Origin of the sequence: Paraburkholderia nemoris (assembly GCF_905221015.1) — a bacterium.
GTDB classification, from domain to species: Bacteria; Pseudomonadota; Gammaproteobacteria; order Burkholderiales; family Burkholderiaceae; genus Paraburkholderia; species Paraburkholderia nemoris.
The window spans coordinates 49,933-65,454 of sequence record NZ_CAJNBO010000035.1 but is presented as its reverse complement, the minus strand read 5'-3'; the positions used below and the strand labels follow the sequence as shown (position 1 = coordinate 65,454).

Sequence of the window (15,522 nt, the reverse complement as noted above, 5' to 3'; positions counted from 1 at the left end):
GGGCAACGGCACCGGGTAACCCGCTTCCAGCGAGGTGGCAAAGCCCGACCCGTTGACCGGCAGCCGGGCGTACTGGGTGCTCGCGTGGCCGTCGTAGTACGTGCCCTGGAACACCGCGTCGACATACCAGCCGCCCGGGCCGTAGTGGGTCCAGTAGGCGCCCCCCGAATACGCATCCAGATTCAGTGAGCCGGTGTGCTCCAGTACATAGGCAGTGGCTGGCGCATTGGTGACCAGGCCGTTCACATCGACGTTGCTGTTGCCATACGCAAAATACACGCCGGTGGCGTCATGATGGCCCGGCAGGAAGCTGCCGCGCCACAGGTCGACGCCCGACTGGAAACCAATCAGCGAGCCGCTGGCGCGCGCATCGGTGAACGTCTGATAGCGGTTGTCGATCTGCTGGCCGAACAGACGCACCCAGCCGGCGCGGCCCCAGCCGTCGTTGCTGGTTCCTCCTTGCGCCTCCGTCAGCGTGTCGCCAATGCGCTCATGCATCGTGCCGAGCGTGGTGAGGCCCATCTGCCGCGCAACCGGCTGCACCACGCTGTAGGTGGCGATTTCCGGGCCGATGATCGGATACGCGCCGGGCGGCAGCGCGGCGGGTGGCGGATCGGAAGGGAAAATCGGGCTTTCTGGCTGGCCCGGGATCAGCGGCGGCTGGCCGGGGACGGTCGGCGGTTGGCCCGGGATGCTGGGCGAACCCGGCACACTCGGCACAATGAAGTTCGAGCGCAGGAACCAGTCGTTCGGATCACTGCCGCCCAGTCCCCCCTGGAACAGCCGGTAGTCATAGGAGCCGGCGCGCAGTTCGCCCGCAGCCTGCGTAAAGGCCCCGGCGTCGGTAGTCGCGCCGTTGATGGCCGACACAACCGGGATGCCGTTGGCCGTCGTCAGCGCCCCGGGGCCACCGACGTTGGTCACGGCCAGTGTGGTTGTCCCGGTCGCCGTGCCGCCGTTGATCAGCAGGCTGTCCGAGGGGGAGTTATCCGCGCCGAGGGCGGTGTTCAGGGCGATGGTGCCACCCTGACCGACATAGCTGGCCGTGGTCAGCACGGTTCCGGGCGTGGTGCCGGAGCCCATGCTGACCAGCCCGGCGTTGGTCAGGCTGGCGAGCGTCTGGCTGTTGCCGCGCAGGTTGAGCGCACCGGCGGCGTGGACAGCATAGTCCGAGTTCGGGCTGAAGACGTTGGGGGCGCCGGCCGACAGGGTGCCGCCATGGATCGTGGTAGGGCCGGCATACGTGCTGGCGCCCGTCATGACGGTTTCGCCGCTGTAGACATCGACCGCGCCGGTGCCGCCGATGGGGGGCGCAAAAGTGTAGTTGCCGCTCGTATCGGTGTGATTGAACACAATGTCGCCGGTGCCGGCGCCGAACGCCACGGTGGGCGTGTTGAGCGTTCCCGGCGCAGCGGCAGGCTGGCCGGCGGCGGCTCCGATGTTCAACGTGCCGGTGCCGGTGCCTAAGGTTGCAATAGTCAAGAGCGGAGTTGTAACCTGCCCCTGATCCGCAATGGTTAGCGTTCCGTTGCCCGCTAACCCGACCTGCAAGTGAGGGCCCGTCAAAAGCGATCCCGCGCCCATTACAGTCACGTTGCCAGCAGTAGCGCCGCCACCAGCTATGATTATGCCAATACCGCCACCTTCGACAGTACCTCCATCTCCAATGGTTAGCGTTCCATTGCCGTTTAACCCGACGTAGAAGTACTGGGTATTTGATATCCAGGTTGCGCCTGGTCCCGAAACATTAACCGCACCGCGACTGCCAGGCTGATTGCCGATACTGTCTAATGTGAAGGGAGCACCGCTGGTCGTCACGCTCCCGCCCGCCCCGATATCCAGCTCGCCGGTGTGTGTGTCCCCGACAGTCAGCCCACCGCCTACGTTCCAGGGCGAAGTCTGGTTGCCCGACTGATTGCCGTTGACCGTAACCAGTCCCGAGGCGCAGGCCGCACAGCCGGAACCCGAGACATTGTCGATGGTCGCCTGCGCGCGTGCCGCGGAAGCAGCGAAGGCCAGCGCCGTCATGAGCACGATCTTCCGGATGGCTGGATGACCCGCTCGCGCCGGGTGACGGAAACGGGCTGCTGGAACGCCGGCCATTGGGGACCCTCGCGCGGTGGCTGCCCGCTTACTGGAGTTCTGCAGGCCCGCGCTGGTTGACGTGAGTTTTGACGGTTTCATGGGCACCCCTGATTCGAATCTGGAATTCCACGTTTGCGAACCCTTTCATGTGTCTGTCGTATGTCTGACGGAACACAACAGACGCCCTACAGCCGCACCATCCGGTTCATCATCGTCGAGAACAGCAACGAACGGTCTGGCCTGACACATCATGAGAAATCCGCTGTCCGCGCTCACCACCTTTAAGCAGATACCTGCAAATCCAGCCTAGCAGGCGCGGCACGTTTCAGGTATCGGACTTTGGTCCATGACCTGTGCCCCGGCCGCCGGGTATCGGTCCCAACAAGTGGGATGCCACGACAACGAGAATAGACGGCGCCGACGTCGAACACAAAGCCTTCTTGCGCCCAATCGACGGCCAGCTTCACGCCCGGGCCCTACACCAGAAGGTCGTTACCTGTCAAATGTACGTTTGCGTTATGTCCCGTCCCTTGAAGCATCCCGTGACGGGACCGCGAGGTGGCCCATCTGGAAGCAGAAGTGAGCGGACCTCCTTCCTGCCAGCCAAAGCTTTCGCGAGCCGTTCACGTTTCGCGCGCGCCGTCGCGCCCGGAGCGAGCCGCCCGGGGACCCGCGCCGTAAGGCGTGGGGAGAGCGGCGTTCCCGGTGCAGCGCACCGGGACGAACCGGTTGGGCAGTGGATGTGCGACCGGGGGGGCGTCCAGCCGCTGGAAGCGGCGCTCCATGCCCCCTCTGGGGGCGTGGAATCAATACCGGGTCGTACTGATAAAAGGCGGTGATTAAGAGCCGACAGTTAATCCTGCCGTATACCGACAGTTGTCCGCCGGCGAACAAATTTCGCGGCCCGCAACGCAATGCGCCCACTGCGATATGAGTGTGAATCAGGTGCGGATATGCTGGCGCTGCGCCGGCCGTACCGGGCGTGGCTGGGAATGGATCCGGGAGGTGGTCCCCGGCCGATCTCAGGCCGTCAGTGGGCCTCGCGTGTGCGATTGAGGGATGCGGAGGGTTTAACGACTGCGAGGGCTTTGTCGCGCCCCAGGCGGGGCGAGTTCGCGATACGCCTGGTCATAACAGGCGTCGCGGTCCCAGTCGGGATGCTGCAGCTTCAGTGCGCCGATGCGTCTGCGCACCTGGTCTTCGAGCTCGGGGTTGACGGTCCCGCTCGTCGGCGGAATCGCATTGACCCGGCGCCCGCTTTGCTGCAGACGATGTTTCAGGCTATGGAGGAACAGGGATCCCTGCGCCTCATCGCGCTGACGCCGTTCCGTTTTCGCAGCCGCGGCCGCGGCGCGATAACGCCGCAACACCGCCTTGCTGCGTTCGTGGCGCAGCCACTTGCCAAGGCCGAATGCGCCGAACAGCGCCGCCGGCAGTTGTCGTATGGCGGCCAGACCCCGGTAGTTTCCGGCTTCGTCCTGCTCGCAGCGTTGCCATGTCCGCACGAGGCCGGCGCTCTGTAGGTCGCGCATCGCCCGTTCGGCCCGCCGCAGACCGAGGCCGGCCTGCTTCGCGAGGAATTTGAGCGTGAGGCACAAGAATCCGCCGTTGGCCTGCGGAATACCAACGCGCATGCTCGGCAGATCCATGTATTTGATCTGCGCGCGCAGCAGCTGCACGCACGCGATACGTCGGTCGAGACGTTGCTGGCGGTCGGCACCATTGGCCGTGTTCAGGGTCGGCAGGCACGATGCCGGGTCCGCCAGGTATTCATCCAGCCGTTCGATCAACGTCGTCAGGATCTTGGGAATGCCGCCGGCGCCGCTCTTCGGTGGGAACGGCAAAGTGCCTGCCCCGCCCGGGGCGGTCACAGAGTCAGCGAGAGGGGCGGTCGACGTCCGGATCATCCTTACCGCGTCGGCTCGTCTGCTGATGGAGCGGTTCGTGCCGCTCCCACGTCAGGGATTGCATGTGGCGCCGTCGGCGCGCTTCGCCCGGCTTCGGTCGCTGGCGGGCGGGAGACGACGTCGTGGGCACGTTGCGCTATCCGCTCTGCCCGACGTTCCTGCATCACGCGGTTCAGGCTGTCGTCGGTGAACTCGACGTACAGGCCCGCGTCGGCGGCCACGCGTGCAGCTTCCACCCGGAACGCCTCTGGCCCGGCCAGCTCGAGAGCGTTGCCGAACTTCGACTGCGCAAGCCGGAGGCCCGCCTCGATCGCATCGCGATCGACGTGCAGCACGCGCACGTCGGTGCCGAGGTCGCGCACGACGTCGCGATCGTCATGCCGGTAAGTCACATCGCCGTTGTCGTGGACCTTCCAGCTCAGCGCCGGCGCATGGAGCAGGATCTCGTTATAACGCGCAGCGCTTGCGTTTCCGTGCGCGTCGATCAACGTCACCGGGAGGATCTGGTTATCCTCTTTCGCCGGCGCCTCCGGAGACGGGGCCCGTGTGCGCCGCAGTTCGGCGAGTGCCAGCTCGTCGCCGGCCTGGGCCCGCTCCTGCAGGTATTCGGAGAATGACTGACCGCGTGGGTCGCCATACTTCACTTTGAACGCGTCGCGCTCGGTGCTGATGGCCTCACGCAGCGCGGTCTCCTGGCTGACGCGCTCCATGCGCGCAAGCGATACCGCTGCGCGCCGCGCCGAGGGCCGCAGTGTCGTGTCCGCGCGTACCACGTCACGCCGTGCATTGAACGTGTCGCGGATCTGTTCGCGCCGGCCGCGCTCACTGTCGCGTTGTGCGTCCGCTGCGCTGCGCCGGGTCTGCAGCTGTATATCGCGAGCGGCCGTGAATTCTCTCCACAGAGCGGCACGCGGCAATTCCTTCGCCGGCGGCGTTGGTTTGCCGTCGACCTGCTGGCGCCAGGTGTCGCGCAGGATCCGCGACGCTTCACCCCACGGCAGGTTGAGTTCTTTCGTGAGAAAGTCGGAAACGTTCAGCTGCCGTTTGCCGCAGCGGATCCGGTCGCCACCATCGCGGCCTTTGGTGACCGTGTATTTTTCGGGCCGCACGCCGTGTGTATGGGAAAGCTGCGCAAGAAGACGACGCGCGTCGAGATGCTGGCGGATCCCGGTGAATTCGGACTGTCCGCCAGCAGCGGAAGCCTGCCGCTCGCGAACATCTCGCGTGAGCTGCGACAGCGCGGAGTCAGCGACACGCCCCGTGGGCCTTACCCGGCCTGCTCGGCTGCGATCGCGATGCCGTCGCACGCCGTCCGGTGATACGGGGCGTTCGTGCTCCAGCTGATCACGTGCATGATCCGGCAGAAGCACTGGACGTCGTTGGGGGACCCGTACCACAGGGATGCCGGACATACCTCGCACACCGTCGACGGCCGCGGCCGGAGTTCCTTGCGGACCTGGGCGAGCGCCATACTCCCAACGGTCGGCAACACCGCCGTGGGGTCGTGCCCCGCGTCCGGCTGGCCCGGCAACGCTTCGTCCGTCGGTGCCAAGGAGGCGTGGCTCTGGTCTGGGAAATCGTCCGTCGACGTCGGGGACAAGACCTCGCTTGAATTCATATACTCGTCCAACCCGTCGAAGACGTTGCTCGTCGGCGTCGAAGCCGGGTCCTGCGGGTCGTTCTGATCGTGGCTCATGATGGTCCTTAAGATGTCTTGCGTAGAACGCACTCTGCCGCTGCGCGAGTATTTCCGCGCGCTCCGCTCTGGAAGCCGCTTCATACGCTGGGTAGCTACCGGTATTGCCGTTATTGAGGTACTTCACTTCCAGCGCTCGCGTCTCGTGCCACTGGCCAAGCGCGGACCGGATCTCAGGGGTGTCCTCTCGCGATTTGCCGGCTATCTCGTAGGCAGGCTGGACGTCGGCCGACAGCTGCAGCAGCTTCTCGTCCGTCGGCAGCTCGACGAATGCGCGCGAGAACACATGTTCTTTCAGGTTCACGCCTTTCGCGGCGTCGGGCGATTTCACATTCGGATATTCGTTGTCGCGGCCGGCGTTACGCAGCCGTGTCTCACCCCGCTCGGCAAGCAGTGCAATGAAGTCGTCGTAACGCTCGATGCGGCGGTCGAGCATGGCATCAAGCACCGACTCCTTCAGGTCGCGACTCGCGTCGCGAAACATGTCGCCCTTGTAGCGGCTGATCATTTCCGATGCGTCGGTTAGCTCGACACGGCGGTTGTCCTTCGGGCTGGCCAGGCCATGCTTTGCATTGATGTGTTCCTGCAGCGCATCAATGAAGCGGATGTTCGATTTCACATAGCCAAGCGGTTCCATGTGCTGACCCGAGATGAGATTCATCTTCGGGATCACGATGTGTATGTGTGGTTTGCGCTCGACCAGCTGCCCCGTCTTGCTGTCCTGATAGCTCTTGACTCGTGGCAGGTGCGCCTCGGCATAGAAGTTGTATTCGTCGGGCCGATAGGCGGCGAATGCAAACTTCTCAAAATCGCGTACAACGGCGTCCAGCGTTTCGCGATCCACCTGGTCTTCCTTGAAACTGAGCGTGATCGACAGATAACGGTCGACTTCTGGACCCGTATCGATCGACTGGATGATGGCGTCGGTTACATCCAGATCGCCAGCGAGCACCACCCGCTCATCGAGCTCGTCACGCCCAAGCTCACGTCCCCGCTTCTGCCCTTCTTCCAGGTATTGCTTTACGCCCTCATGGCGCCCGCTGACTCTAATCAACACGATGCAGATGGGCCTTCAGAAGTTGTTCCACCAGTTCCAGCTGTTCGACGATCGCCGCGAAAGTGGCTTCCGAAAGCTTGCCCGTCAGCTGCTGCGTGTTGGCGACGTGGGCCAACTGGTTGAGGTTGTTGCCAGCCTTGTTGACCACGAACAGGATCCGCTTGCGATCGGCGCTCGCCGGCAGACGCGCAACGATCTTCGTGCGATTCGTCAGCACGCACTCGCGGAAGAACTCGGACGCCTTCATTCCGGACGCGGCTACCTTTTCAAGGTATGCACGGTGCTCGGATTCCGAGAGCCGGAAACCTACCCGCCTGGAAAGTTGCTCGTCGGAGCTGACTCGGGATCTGGCCACTCAACCCTCCTGCCCGTGGGACGACTCACGCTCTGCAGTCGTGTAGGCGGAAGCTACCCTCGGTCTGATAGAGTTGAGTACGGCATGCGGCGCCGCATTGCAATGCGAACGGTTTTCCGCCACCACCCAACCGTCATTAGCCTTCGCGATACGCAGCGTCGATCGCTCGTGAATGACCGCGGCGATCGCTCGCCGACCTGTCCGGACGGGCGCGATCGTTGCTTCCTTCCATCGGTAGTGGGCGAACAGGTTTGGATCATTCCACTGCGTTGGCGGTATCTCGCGCAGTAACGGCAGCAGGTTGGGGTGCTCGTCACTCACTCGCCGCACGCCAGCATCATGTGCGGCGACAACCGCGTAGTCTTGCACCATCGGGCGCGAATGAATCCGGCAGACTGCCTTCAGATGGTCGCGGTCGATCAGACTCCAGAGCGCCGCGCCGGCCACGGCGCCTGCACTGGACAGCGGCTCGAACCGGATCTTGTGCCGCACGCGGTCCTGCTTCAGCACGTCGGCCGCGAGACGAATTGCGCTATCGAACCCACAGGCCTCGCGCATGAAGTCCGACATGGACAGCCGCAGCGCCTCGCCCGCGGCATTCACATACCACGTGCATGCGTCGTCGATGAGGCGCTTCGCAAGCTCCGGCCGACCACCTGATCCGAACAGCGGCAGGTCCGGCAGCGCCGACGCAGCCACGTTCTGCCACGTCTGTTCAAGGGGTGCCCAGCGCGCGAAATCCAACGCGCCGTTAGCGGTGCGGGTAATTCGCCATGTGTGGCAAAGCTCGACAGCCACCGCGTCGCCGTGATGCGACACAGCCGCCACGCTGGTGACAAAACGAGAATAGGCCCATTCGTGCGCGACGCGGTAGACCGCGTTGCAGACGGGGCCACCAACAGAAGCCCGATCGGTCAGTGACTCACCGGTTTTACGTACCGGCTCGTTGGAACGACCGAATGCGATCGGTCGGCTCTGCCAGTGTGTCTCGAACAACCCGACGCGCGTCACGGTGCAACTCCCTGCTGCACCGCATCGACCACAAGCTGCACCGGCACCTTGCCCGTGTGCTGCGCCATGTGCAAAGTGCCAGCCGTGTCCCCATCACACGTTTCCAGAACCTTCTGAGCCTGCCGCAGAATCGCGACCCGATCTTTGAGGTTGTCGTATCGGCCGCGAGCCCCCTTGCCAATGGAAAGGGGGTCATCGTTATCCGACGGCAACAGGCGAGCCAGTGCTGCGCGCTCGTGGTCGTCATATCCGACGAGCGCCGGCATCTTGTTGCCGTCTCCCACAGCAGCACTCTCCTGCCAAACCGTTTTCGGCATCATTCGGTCAGCCAGCTCGAGCAGCTGGAGCGCGAGTTTGAACACCGCAGTCCGGCGCACCGCAAAGTTGACAGCGATCCGTCGGCCGGCCTTCCCGCGCGCGGTCTTTTCGCGGATCGCGACAGTCACATAATCAGGGTGGCCGCTAACATAGCCGCCCCGGTCTTCGATGGTCAGGAAAGCGCTGCCGATTGGGAATTTCAATTGCGTTGTCATGTTTTCAAACCCTCCCCACGTTGAATTCCCGGATGCCCCGCGCATCGCGCAGGGCAAGCGCGCGGCGGTTCAGCGCATCGCGCATCAGTTCGGCATCGGGCATGCCTGGCAGGATCCACAGCGGGTGGTTCGCATCGCTGCTTTCGATTACCAGCGTGCCGAAGCCAAGGCCACGCTGCCACCATGTACTGATCGCCTCAACGTTCTGGATCCGGAACAGCTCCACGCTCGCCACACGCCGGGTCAGCAGACCACCGCGCCATGTCAGTCGCGCACCGTCGATCACGATGTGGGTGAACTCCGTTTCACCTATCCGGTATGCCATGACCGCGAACGGACCGGCGGGCAGCACGATCAGGACTGGCCACGGCAATATCCACCCGCGTGAACCCACAAAAACAATGGCGATCGTCATCAGTACCGCAAGCAGAACGCACTTCATGATCAACGGCAGATTGATCATCCAGTCCGGCGAGCCATCGAAAGCGATACGCCACTCGTCCTGCAGGGCCAGTTCATCGAAACGGTCTTCACGCATCGGTTGATCTCACGGTTTTCAATCACGCGGCCTGAACCTGCCAGGCTGTCACTGATTCTCAGTAGGTCGAATGGAAATCAGAACCTTGGTCCCAGCGGCTTTGCCAGTGGTTGAGATACGCTTTCGCCATCTCTTGGCAATGCCAGAGCACCATTGCGTTTTCGCTATTTCGCGAAGCTGCGGCCGCCGAATAATTGAAACTTCCCGTCTCAAGGTCGGTGCCGTCGATAACGGCATATTTGTCGTGGTGGATTGGATAAACCCGGATCGTGCGCGTCGGGATGCCGGCGTTCACCAGCAGGTTCAGTGCCGCGTGCGCCTTGCCCGAGCGGTCTTCGGAAAGGTTGTTCTTCTCGTCGACGACCACGGCCACATCAACACCGCGCCGCTTCGCCGCGATCAGGTGATGCACCACGTCGGGCGACGTGAATGAATAGGCAGCCAGCCGGATCGAGCGCTGTGCACTGTCGATCGCCGTGTCGACCAGACGCGCGGCACTGCCCTCCGGCGAAAACCCGACCTCTGGCCGGCATGTCGCACCGTCGCCACCCGACGTGGCGAGGTTTTGATGGCCGGCACTTGCCCGTATGCCATCGAGCAGTCCGGCGTGAGCGATATCCGTTGCCGATATCGCCGCCATTGCAAGCACCATTGGTGCGATCGCTGATCGGTTAAAAAGGCGCATTTCCTGTTTCCTTAAATTTCTGTTTCTGGACCTGCGTAAAAAATGGGCCGACCGACATCGTCGGCCCCCAAAGGGGCGCTGTGCGAGCCGCCCCACGCTTCTCCCTGCGGTGCTCCAAACAACGCTTCGATTCTTACCGGTACGTGACGACGACGATGAGGTGACGGATGTGGTGAACGGTTGCCGCGCGAGGCGTTTCAAGCTGACGGGACGCCTGCGTAAACGCGACGGTGCGCAACGTCGTACCGGCCGTATCCACAAACGACACCGTGCCGCTGGCCGGCTGGGAACAGACGGTTTGCACCGCGGGCCGCCTGGCCACGTTTTGTGCAACGTCGAACGAACACATGGGCGCCATGACCATGCCGCTGAAGGTGATGGTGCCGCCCAGCGCATGCGCGGCGCAGGATGTGAGGAATGCGAAACTCACCACCACGTACCGGATCATCTGCAAAACATTCATGCGACATCTCCTCGAAGATCAGCCGGTTCGGGAACTGGCCGAATGCACGGAATTTCTGTTTGCCTTGAAGGCGTCCTCACCAGAGATACCTCACACCGATATCGCCCCAGACGCCCTTTCGGCTGCCGCTGTCGGACGAGTTGACCGAGAACTGGTAGCCGAACTGGCCATACACACTCATGTGCGTATCGATCTTCGCCGTGACACCCGTGGCGACATCCATCCGGGTCGCCTGCCCGACCACCGGCACCTGATCGATTCCGGAGTACGTCGTGCTCGCCTGCGCGCCCCAATCCCGCCAAAGGTTCGCGCGCACATACGGCTGCCAGACCTGCCCGTTCTGACGCGTAATGGTCCACTGGCCCCGCACGCCCAGCCGGCCGCTTACGCCCGAAGTCGAGCCCAGATCCACCGCACCCAGCCCGTCATTGGCTTCGCTCAGGCCGACGTGCTGCCAGATCACCTGCGCCTGCGGCTCCAGCACAAAGCCGGGCCCGAATGGCAGCGGCACCGGGTAGCCCGCTTCCAGCGAGGTGATGAGTCCCGAGCCCTTGACCGGCAGCTGGGCGAACTGGGTGCTCGCCTGGCCGTCGTAGTACGTGCCCTGGAACACCGCGTCGACATACCAGCCCCCGGGGCCGTAGTGGGTCCAGTAGGCGCCGCCGGAATACGCATCGAGATCGAGCGACCCCGTGTGGCTCGTCACATAGGCGGTGGCCGCCGCGTTGGTGATCAGGCCGTCCACGTCGACACTGCTGTTGCCGTAGGAGTAATAGACGCCAGCCGCGTCATGATGGCCGGGCAGGAAACTGCCGCGCCACAGGTCGACGCCCATCTCGAACCCCACCTGCTTGCCGCTGGCATTGGCATCGGTGAACGACTGATAGCGGTTGTCGATCTGCTGGCCGAAAAGACGGACCCAGCCGGAGTGCCCCCAGCCCTCGTTGCCCGCGCCTCCATCCGCCTCGGTGAGCGTGGCGCCGATGCGTTCATGCATCGTGCCGAGCGTGGTGAGGCCCAGCTGCCGCGCGACCGGCTGCACGACGCTGTAGGTGGCGATTTCGGGGCCGATGATCGGCAGGCTGTTTGACTGCGCGGCCGGCGGCACCGTCCCCAGATCGTCCGGGGGCGTCACAGGCTGCGGATCTTCCGGGGACGTTACGGTTGGCGAGGCCGGCGTCGTGGTGGGGGGCGGCGTGACCGGGGTTGGTGTCGGCGTAACCGGCGGCACGGCCATGGTCGAGCGCAGGAACCAGTCGTTCGGATCGCTGCCGGCAACGCCTCCCTGGAACAGCCGGTAGTCATAGGCACCGGCCCGCACTTCGCCGGCGAGTGAAAAAGCCCCCGCCGCAGTAGTGCCGCCATTGATGGCCTGAACCACCGCAATGCCATTGGCCGTGCTACTGGCCCCTGGCCCGCCGGCGTTGGTCACCGCAAGCGATGTGGTCCCGGTGGCGGTGCCGCCGTTGATGACCAGCTTGTCCGACGGCGAGTTATCCGCACCCAGGTACGTGTTGAGCGCCAGGGTCCCGCCAGCACCCACATAGTTGCCGCTGATGGTGAGCGAGCCGAAATTCGTGGAGCCGGCGATACCGCTGCCTGGAGCCACCGTGCCGGCGTTGCTCACGTTACCGGTGACGGTGCCGAAGCCTGCCAGGGTAGCGCCCGGAGCGATGGTCGTGGCCGGCACCGTCAGGGTGCCATTCACATGAAGCGTGCCGCTGCTGAGCGTCGCGCTGCTGGAAAACGCCCCGTTGCCATTGAGCGTCCAGTCGTCCCCCTGCATCGTCAGCGTCTGGAAATTCGAGAACTTGCTGATGTCCTCGGTATTCGTCCCTGCGAGGATGAGGTTGTTTGTGCCCGGGCCGCCCAGCACGTTGCCGTTGAGCACCGAGCCGGTATCCAGCGTGAGGTTGCTCAGCGCGCCGGCCGCCTGCGAACTGAAATCAATTGCCGTACCACCTGTACCCGTAATGGTTCCGGCGTTATACACAGTGCTGCCGTTCCCGCCGAGGCTGATACCGGTGGTCGCGCCGGTGATGACGCCGCCAGGCATGTTGCTGATCGTCCCGCCTTGCGGAAGCGAAACGCCCATGCCAGCATTGCCCTGGATCGTGCCGGCATTGGTGACACTCACGTCGGCTGTGCCAGCGCCGACGTAGGACGAGATGCCGTAGCCTCCGCTGATGGTCGCCCCCGCTTCATTGGTGATATTGACCGTCACACCGCCAATGCCAGGTTCGACGCCTGTGGGAACGTAGATACCCGCATAGAAGGGACTGTTCTGGCTGGTCAACCCCAATATCTGTCCACCGGACTGATTGTCGATGGTGGTGGTGCCAGGATGGCCATCCTCAATGCCGACGGCTCCCCCACTGATGGTTCCGCTGTTGATGACGCTGGCGTTGACGAGATTGCCGCTGATCAGCAAAACACCGTAGCCACCCGCTGGGCCCGCGATGGTGCCCGCATTGGTCAGATCGACGCCCTCGACATTGATGGCCGAGCTGCCCGCGACGGTATCGCTGATGAGCGCGCCGGCCAGATTGTTGATGGCCGTTGGAGACCCAACGATCGTATAGGGTCCGCTTCCGGCTGTTGAACCGCTCCCGGCGGTCGTAATGACGCCCGCATTCGTGAGCGTTCCCGTCCCGTTGAAAAGGATCGCAGGACTTCCGTCCGCAGTCGTCACGGTGCCGTCATTCGTGATATTCCACACGCTGCCTGCATTACTCACGACGCCGACCGATGCCGTACCGGCCCCACCCGATGGCGCCATGGAAACGCCCGCATCGATGAGCACGGTTCCACCGCCTGCGGGCGACGCAGGAAGGTTCACGGCGCTGCTCTGGTCTGTGGTGATCGTGACGTCCCAGGCGTACGCCGGACTCACGCTGGTGGCAAAGACCGCGCACAGTGCTGCCGCGCATATAGCCTTGCCCAGGCCGCTGCGCGCCGCAGCAACCTCAAGTTTCGCCAAACGACCATCCATTACAATGTCCTCATAAGAACAACAGTGGTTGGACTACTCCGTCCCCCACGTTCCGGTCTCCCGCCAAGGTTCGCGGAACGTGGGATTTTTTACGCGGCTTGTGCCGCCATACCTGCAGATTCAGTCTCGCGGGCTAGATCACTGACCCGCCTGCACCGCCTCGTCATAGTCGCGAGTCCAGTCGTCGGGTGCGTCATCGGCTCCCTGCGGTGCATCAGAACCGGTTGGCTGCATGGCTCCTGTTGCGCCCTCTGACCCGGCCCTGGCACCGCCCATCATTTCGAGGTGCTGCACGACCACTTCCGTCGTATAGCGGTCCTGTCCGTCGTTCGACTGCCACTTGCGCGTGCGCAGCTTGCCGTCGATATAAATCCGCGAGCCCTTGACCAGATGTTTGTCCGCGACCTCGGCAAGACGCCCAAAAAACGCCAGCCGGTGCCACTCGGTCGCCTCGCGGGCCTCGCCGGTCGTTTTGTCCCGGTAGTGATCGGTTGACGCGAGGCGCGCATGGGTCACGACCATGCCATCGCCAACATGACGGGCCTGCGGATCCGCGCCGAGACGCCCTGTCAGAATTACGCGGTTTGCCATCCAAACTCTCCTTGCGTTGTCTAGTGAAAATGCAGCAGCAGCCACGTGCCGCCCAGCGTGAGCACCGAGGTGATCGCCGCGGTCACGATCGCCACCGCCGCCCGGTCGGCGAACTGGCGCCCGGCATGGGCGTTCAGGCCGTGTCCGATTTTTTCCAGCGTGCCACTCATCCTTGCGAGCAGATCGCCCATCGCTTCCCTGAACGCGCGCTGTGCCTGCTCGCTTGCGAGCACGCTGATCTGCGCGAACGCCGCTTCACGTGCACTGGCCAGGTCCGCTGCTACCTTGCGCAGCTCGATCACACGAGCGCTGATTCGCCGGTCTGCGTCTTCGGTGATCGCCACCAGATCCCTGACCGACCGATGCAGGTTTGCGACGTCCCCCATGATTTCGGCGATCGCTGCATCGCGTAGCTCAGCGCTCGCCGCTACACCAGGCTTTTCGCGGTTCGTGTCCGGTTCGTTCATGGCAGCCTCAGGCAGTGATCGCTTTGAACACGGCGTCCAGTTCAGCGCTGACCCCGCCGGCCAGACGTCGGATCGAAACAAGCCTTGCAAGACGCGCCTTCTCGGCCTGATTTGCTGTCTGCCCGATCTCTGCCTTGTAGTCCGTCGGGTCCGAGAGGATGGCGTCAATGCTCATGCCAAATGCGGCGGCACGACTGTAGATCTCGCTACGATGAATGACCGCCGTGCGCGAAAGCGTGAAGCTCCGATGGGCCTCGTGGCATGCAAAAATCGGCTCGAACACGCGCTCCATGTCTGCGTGCTCAACCCGGTCAACCATGTTGAAGATGACCCTGATACGGCTTGCCGGTACGCCGTACGCCTGCAGCTCGCTGATCGTCGCGACGGTATCGCGCTGCTGCTTTCCAGCCGGAACGGTCGGCACAACAAACTGATCGAAGTCTTCGTGAGAGCCGTCGAATTCGCCCATCAGCGCCATGAAGTCTTCAACGTTGGACGCACCGATGTCGACGATCACTGCGCCACCTGAAAGCAGACGTTCCTGCAGCTCGCCGAATTGCTGGCCACGCATTCTTTCCGCTGACAGGCCCGCTGTCTCGTCAGCATTGATCGACTCGATCGCAATGACTTCCGATTCTGGCAACCTCGGCGCGAGCAGATGACGAACAACCGTTGTCTTCCCGACGTTCCCACTGAAATTGATCACAGCAATATTCATTTCTGATTCTCCATATAGCTCGCGCAACGAGAGCACGTAGCCTCGACCGGTTCGTAAATCAGGACGATGCGTTCGCCCGCGACGGGCTCGCACACGCATACGCCACTGCACTGATAGCGCCACACGGTGTTGCCCATCACGCGCAGGCCCGTGTCAGCACGTTCGCCGGTTGACGCATAGGCGGCATCGAGTTCGGCGAGTCCCAGTCCAGCACGCAGGCAGGCGCGTGCCTCGATATCGGCCGCCTGATGCGAAAACCTCGCCTTCAACGCTTCCACGAACGGCGCATACATTGCGTCGCCCAGCTGGCACAGATCGCACCAGTAAGGCGCTCGCGATACGGCACGCGTCAACCACCCCTTCGACCGGTTGCGTACCGGCCGGCGCACCGGGACAAACACTCGCTTATCCATCCGCTGCCCCC

At 63.5% G+C, this 15,522-nt stretch carries 14 protein-coding genes; all 14 read right to left on the bottom strand.

Features of this window, described 5'->3' with window-relative positions; translation table 11 throughout:
• The coding region (locus KHO33_RS36145; RefSeq protein ID WP_236074784.1) for an autotransporter outer membrane beta-barrel domain-containing protein at positions 1–2,184 on the bottom strand (2,184 nt) is incomplete at its 3' end.
• Positions 2,185–3,155: 971 nt separating this feature from the next.
• Complete coding sequence (locus KHO33_RS36140) at positions 3,156–3,956, bottom strand: hypothetical protein (RefSeq protein ID WP_236074782.1); 801 nt, start codon at positions 3,954–3,956, stop codon at positions 3,156–3,158.
• 38 nt (positions 3,957–3,994) lie between these two features.
• Entirely contained in the window at positions 3,995–6,532 is a 2,538-nt protein-coding gene (locus tag KHO33_RS36135) for an LPD7 domain-containing protein (RefSeq protein WP_211629266.1), read from the bottom strand.
• A gap of 202 nt (positions 6,533–6,734) precedes the next feature.
• Entirely contained in the window at positions 6,735–7,100 is a 366-nt protein-coding gene (locus KHO33_RS36130; RefSeq protein WP_236074780.1) for a plasmid mobilization protein, read from the bottom strand.
• On the bottom strand, positions 7,101–8,111 hold the full coding sequence (locus KHO33_RS36125) for a hypothetical protein (protein ID WP_200567443.1): 1,011 nt from the start codon (positions 8,109–8,111) through the stop codon (positions 7,101–7,103).
• Positions 8,108–8,644 (bottom strand): hypothetical protein, encoded by a 537-nt coding sequence (locus KHO33_RS36120; protein ID WP_200567444.1) that lies wholly within the window; start codon positions 8,642–8,644, stop codon positions 8,108–8,110. The genes KHO33_RS36125 and KHO33_RS36120 overlap by 4 nt, the downstream gene beginning before the upstream one ends.
• A gap of 4 nt (positions 8,645–8,648) precedes the next feature.
• Positions 8,649–9,182: a PH domain-containing protein gene (locus KHO33_RS36115; RefSeq protein ID WP_234480803.1), complete on the bottom strand. Its 534-nt coding sequence runs from the start codon at positions 9,180–9,182 to the stop codon at positions 8,649–8,651.
• Positions 9,183–9,240: 58 nt separating this feature from the next.
• Positions 9,241–9,822, bottom strand: a complete 582-nt coding sequence (locus tag KHO33_RS36110) for a phospholipase D family nuclease (protein ID WP_200567500.1) — start codon at positions 9,820–9,822, stop codon at positions 9,241–9,243.
• Positions 9,823–10,000: 178 nt separating this feature from the next.
• Positions 10,001–10,330, bottom strand: coding sequence for a type 1 fimbrial protein (locus KHO33_RS36105; RefSeq protein WP_200567445.1), 330 nt, complete (start codon positions 10,328–10,330; stop codon positions 10,001–10,003).
• Between the two features lie 76 nt (positions 10,331–10,406).
• Positions 10,407–13,322: an autotransporter family protein gene (locus KHO33_RS36100; protein WP_234480804.1), complete on the bottom strand. Its 2,916-nt coding sequence runs from the start codon at positions 13,320–13,322 to the stop codon at positions 10,407–10,409.
• A gap of 138 nt (positions 13,323–13,460) precedes the next feature.
• Positions 13,461–13,913 (bottom strand): single-stranded DNA-binding protein, encoded by a 453-nt coding sequence (gene ssb, locus KHO33_RS36095; RefSeq protein ID WP_200567446.1) that lies wholly within the window; start codon positions 13,911–13,913, stop codon positions 13,461–13,463.
• Between the two features lie 20 nt (positions 13,914–13,933).
• On the bottom strand, positions 13,934–14,380 hold the full coding sequence (locus KHO33_RS36090) for a hypothetical protein (protein ID WP_200567447.1): 447 nt from the start codon (positions 14,378–14,380) through the stop codon (positions 13,934–13,936).
• A 7-nt stretch (positions 14,381–14,387) separates the two neighbouring features.
• On the bottom strand, positions 14,388–15,134 hold the full coding sequence (gene stbB / locus KHO33_RS36085; protein ID WP_328822823.1) for a StbB family protein: 747 nt from the start codon (positions 15,132–15,134) through the stop codon (positions 14,388–14,390).
• Entirely contained in the window at positions 15,095–15,511 is a 417-nt protein-coding gene (locus KHO33_RS36080; RefSeq protein ID WP_200567448.1) for a hypothetical protein, read from the bottom strand. Before KHO33_RS36080 ends, stbB begins: the two co-directional genes overlap by 40 nt.
• Positions 15,512–15,522: the final 11 nt, after the last annotated feature.

Excerpts from the sequence above, each read along its gene's own strand:
- KHO33_RS36090 (WP_200567447.1), bottom strand. The coding sequence starts at position 14,380 with ATGAACGAACCGGACACGAACCGCGAAAAGCCTGGTGTAGCGGCGAGC.
- KHO33_RS36120 (WP_200567444.1), bottom strand. The coding sequence starts at position 8,644 with ATGACAACGCAATTGAAATTCCCAATCGGCAGCGCTTTCCTGACCATC.
- KHO33_RS36080 (WP_200567448.1), bottom strand. The coding sequence starts at position 15,511 with ATGGATAAGCGAGTGTTTGTCCCGGTGCGCCGGCCGGTACGCAACCGG.
- KHO33_RS36115 (WP_234480803.1), bottom strand. The coding sequence starts at position 9,182 with ATGCGTGAAGACCGTTTCGATGAACTGGCCCTGCAGGACGAGTGGCGT.
- KHO33_RS36110 (WP_200567500.1), bottom strand. The coding sequence starts at position 9,822 with ATGGCGGCGATATCGGCAACGGATATCGCTCACGCCGGACTGCTCGAT.
- ssb (WP_200567446.1), bottom strand. The coding sequence starts at position 13,913 with ATGGCAAACCGCGTAATTCTGACAGGGCGTCTCGGCGCGGATCCGCAG.
- KHO33_RS36105 (WP_200567445.1), bottom strand. The coding sequence starts at position 10,330 with ATGAATGTTTTGCAGATGATCCGGTACGTGGTGGTGAGTTTCGCATTC.
- KHO33_RS36100 (WP_234480804.1), bottom strand. The coding sequence starts at position 13,322 with ATGGATGGTCGTTTGGCGAAACTTGAGGTTGCTGCGGCGCGCAGCGGC.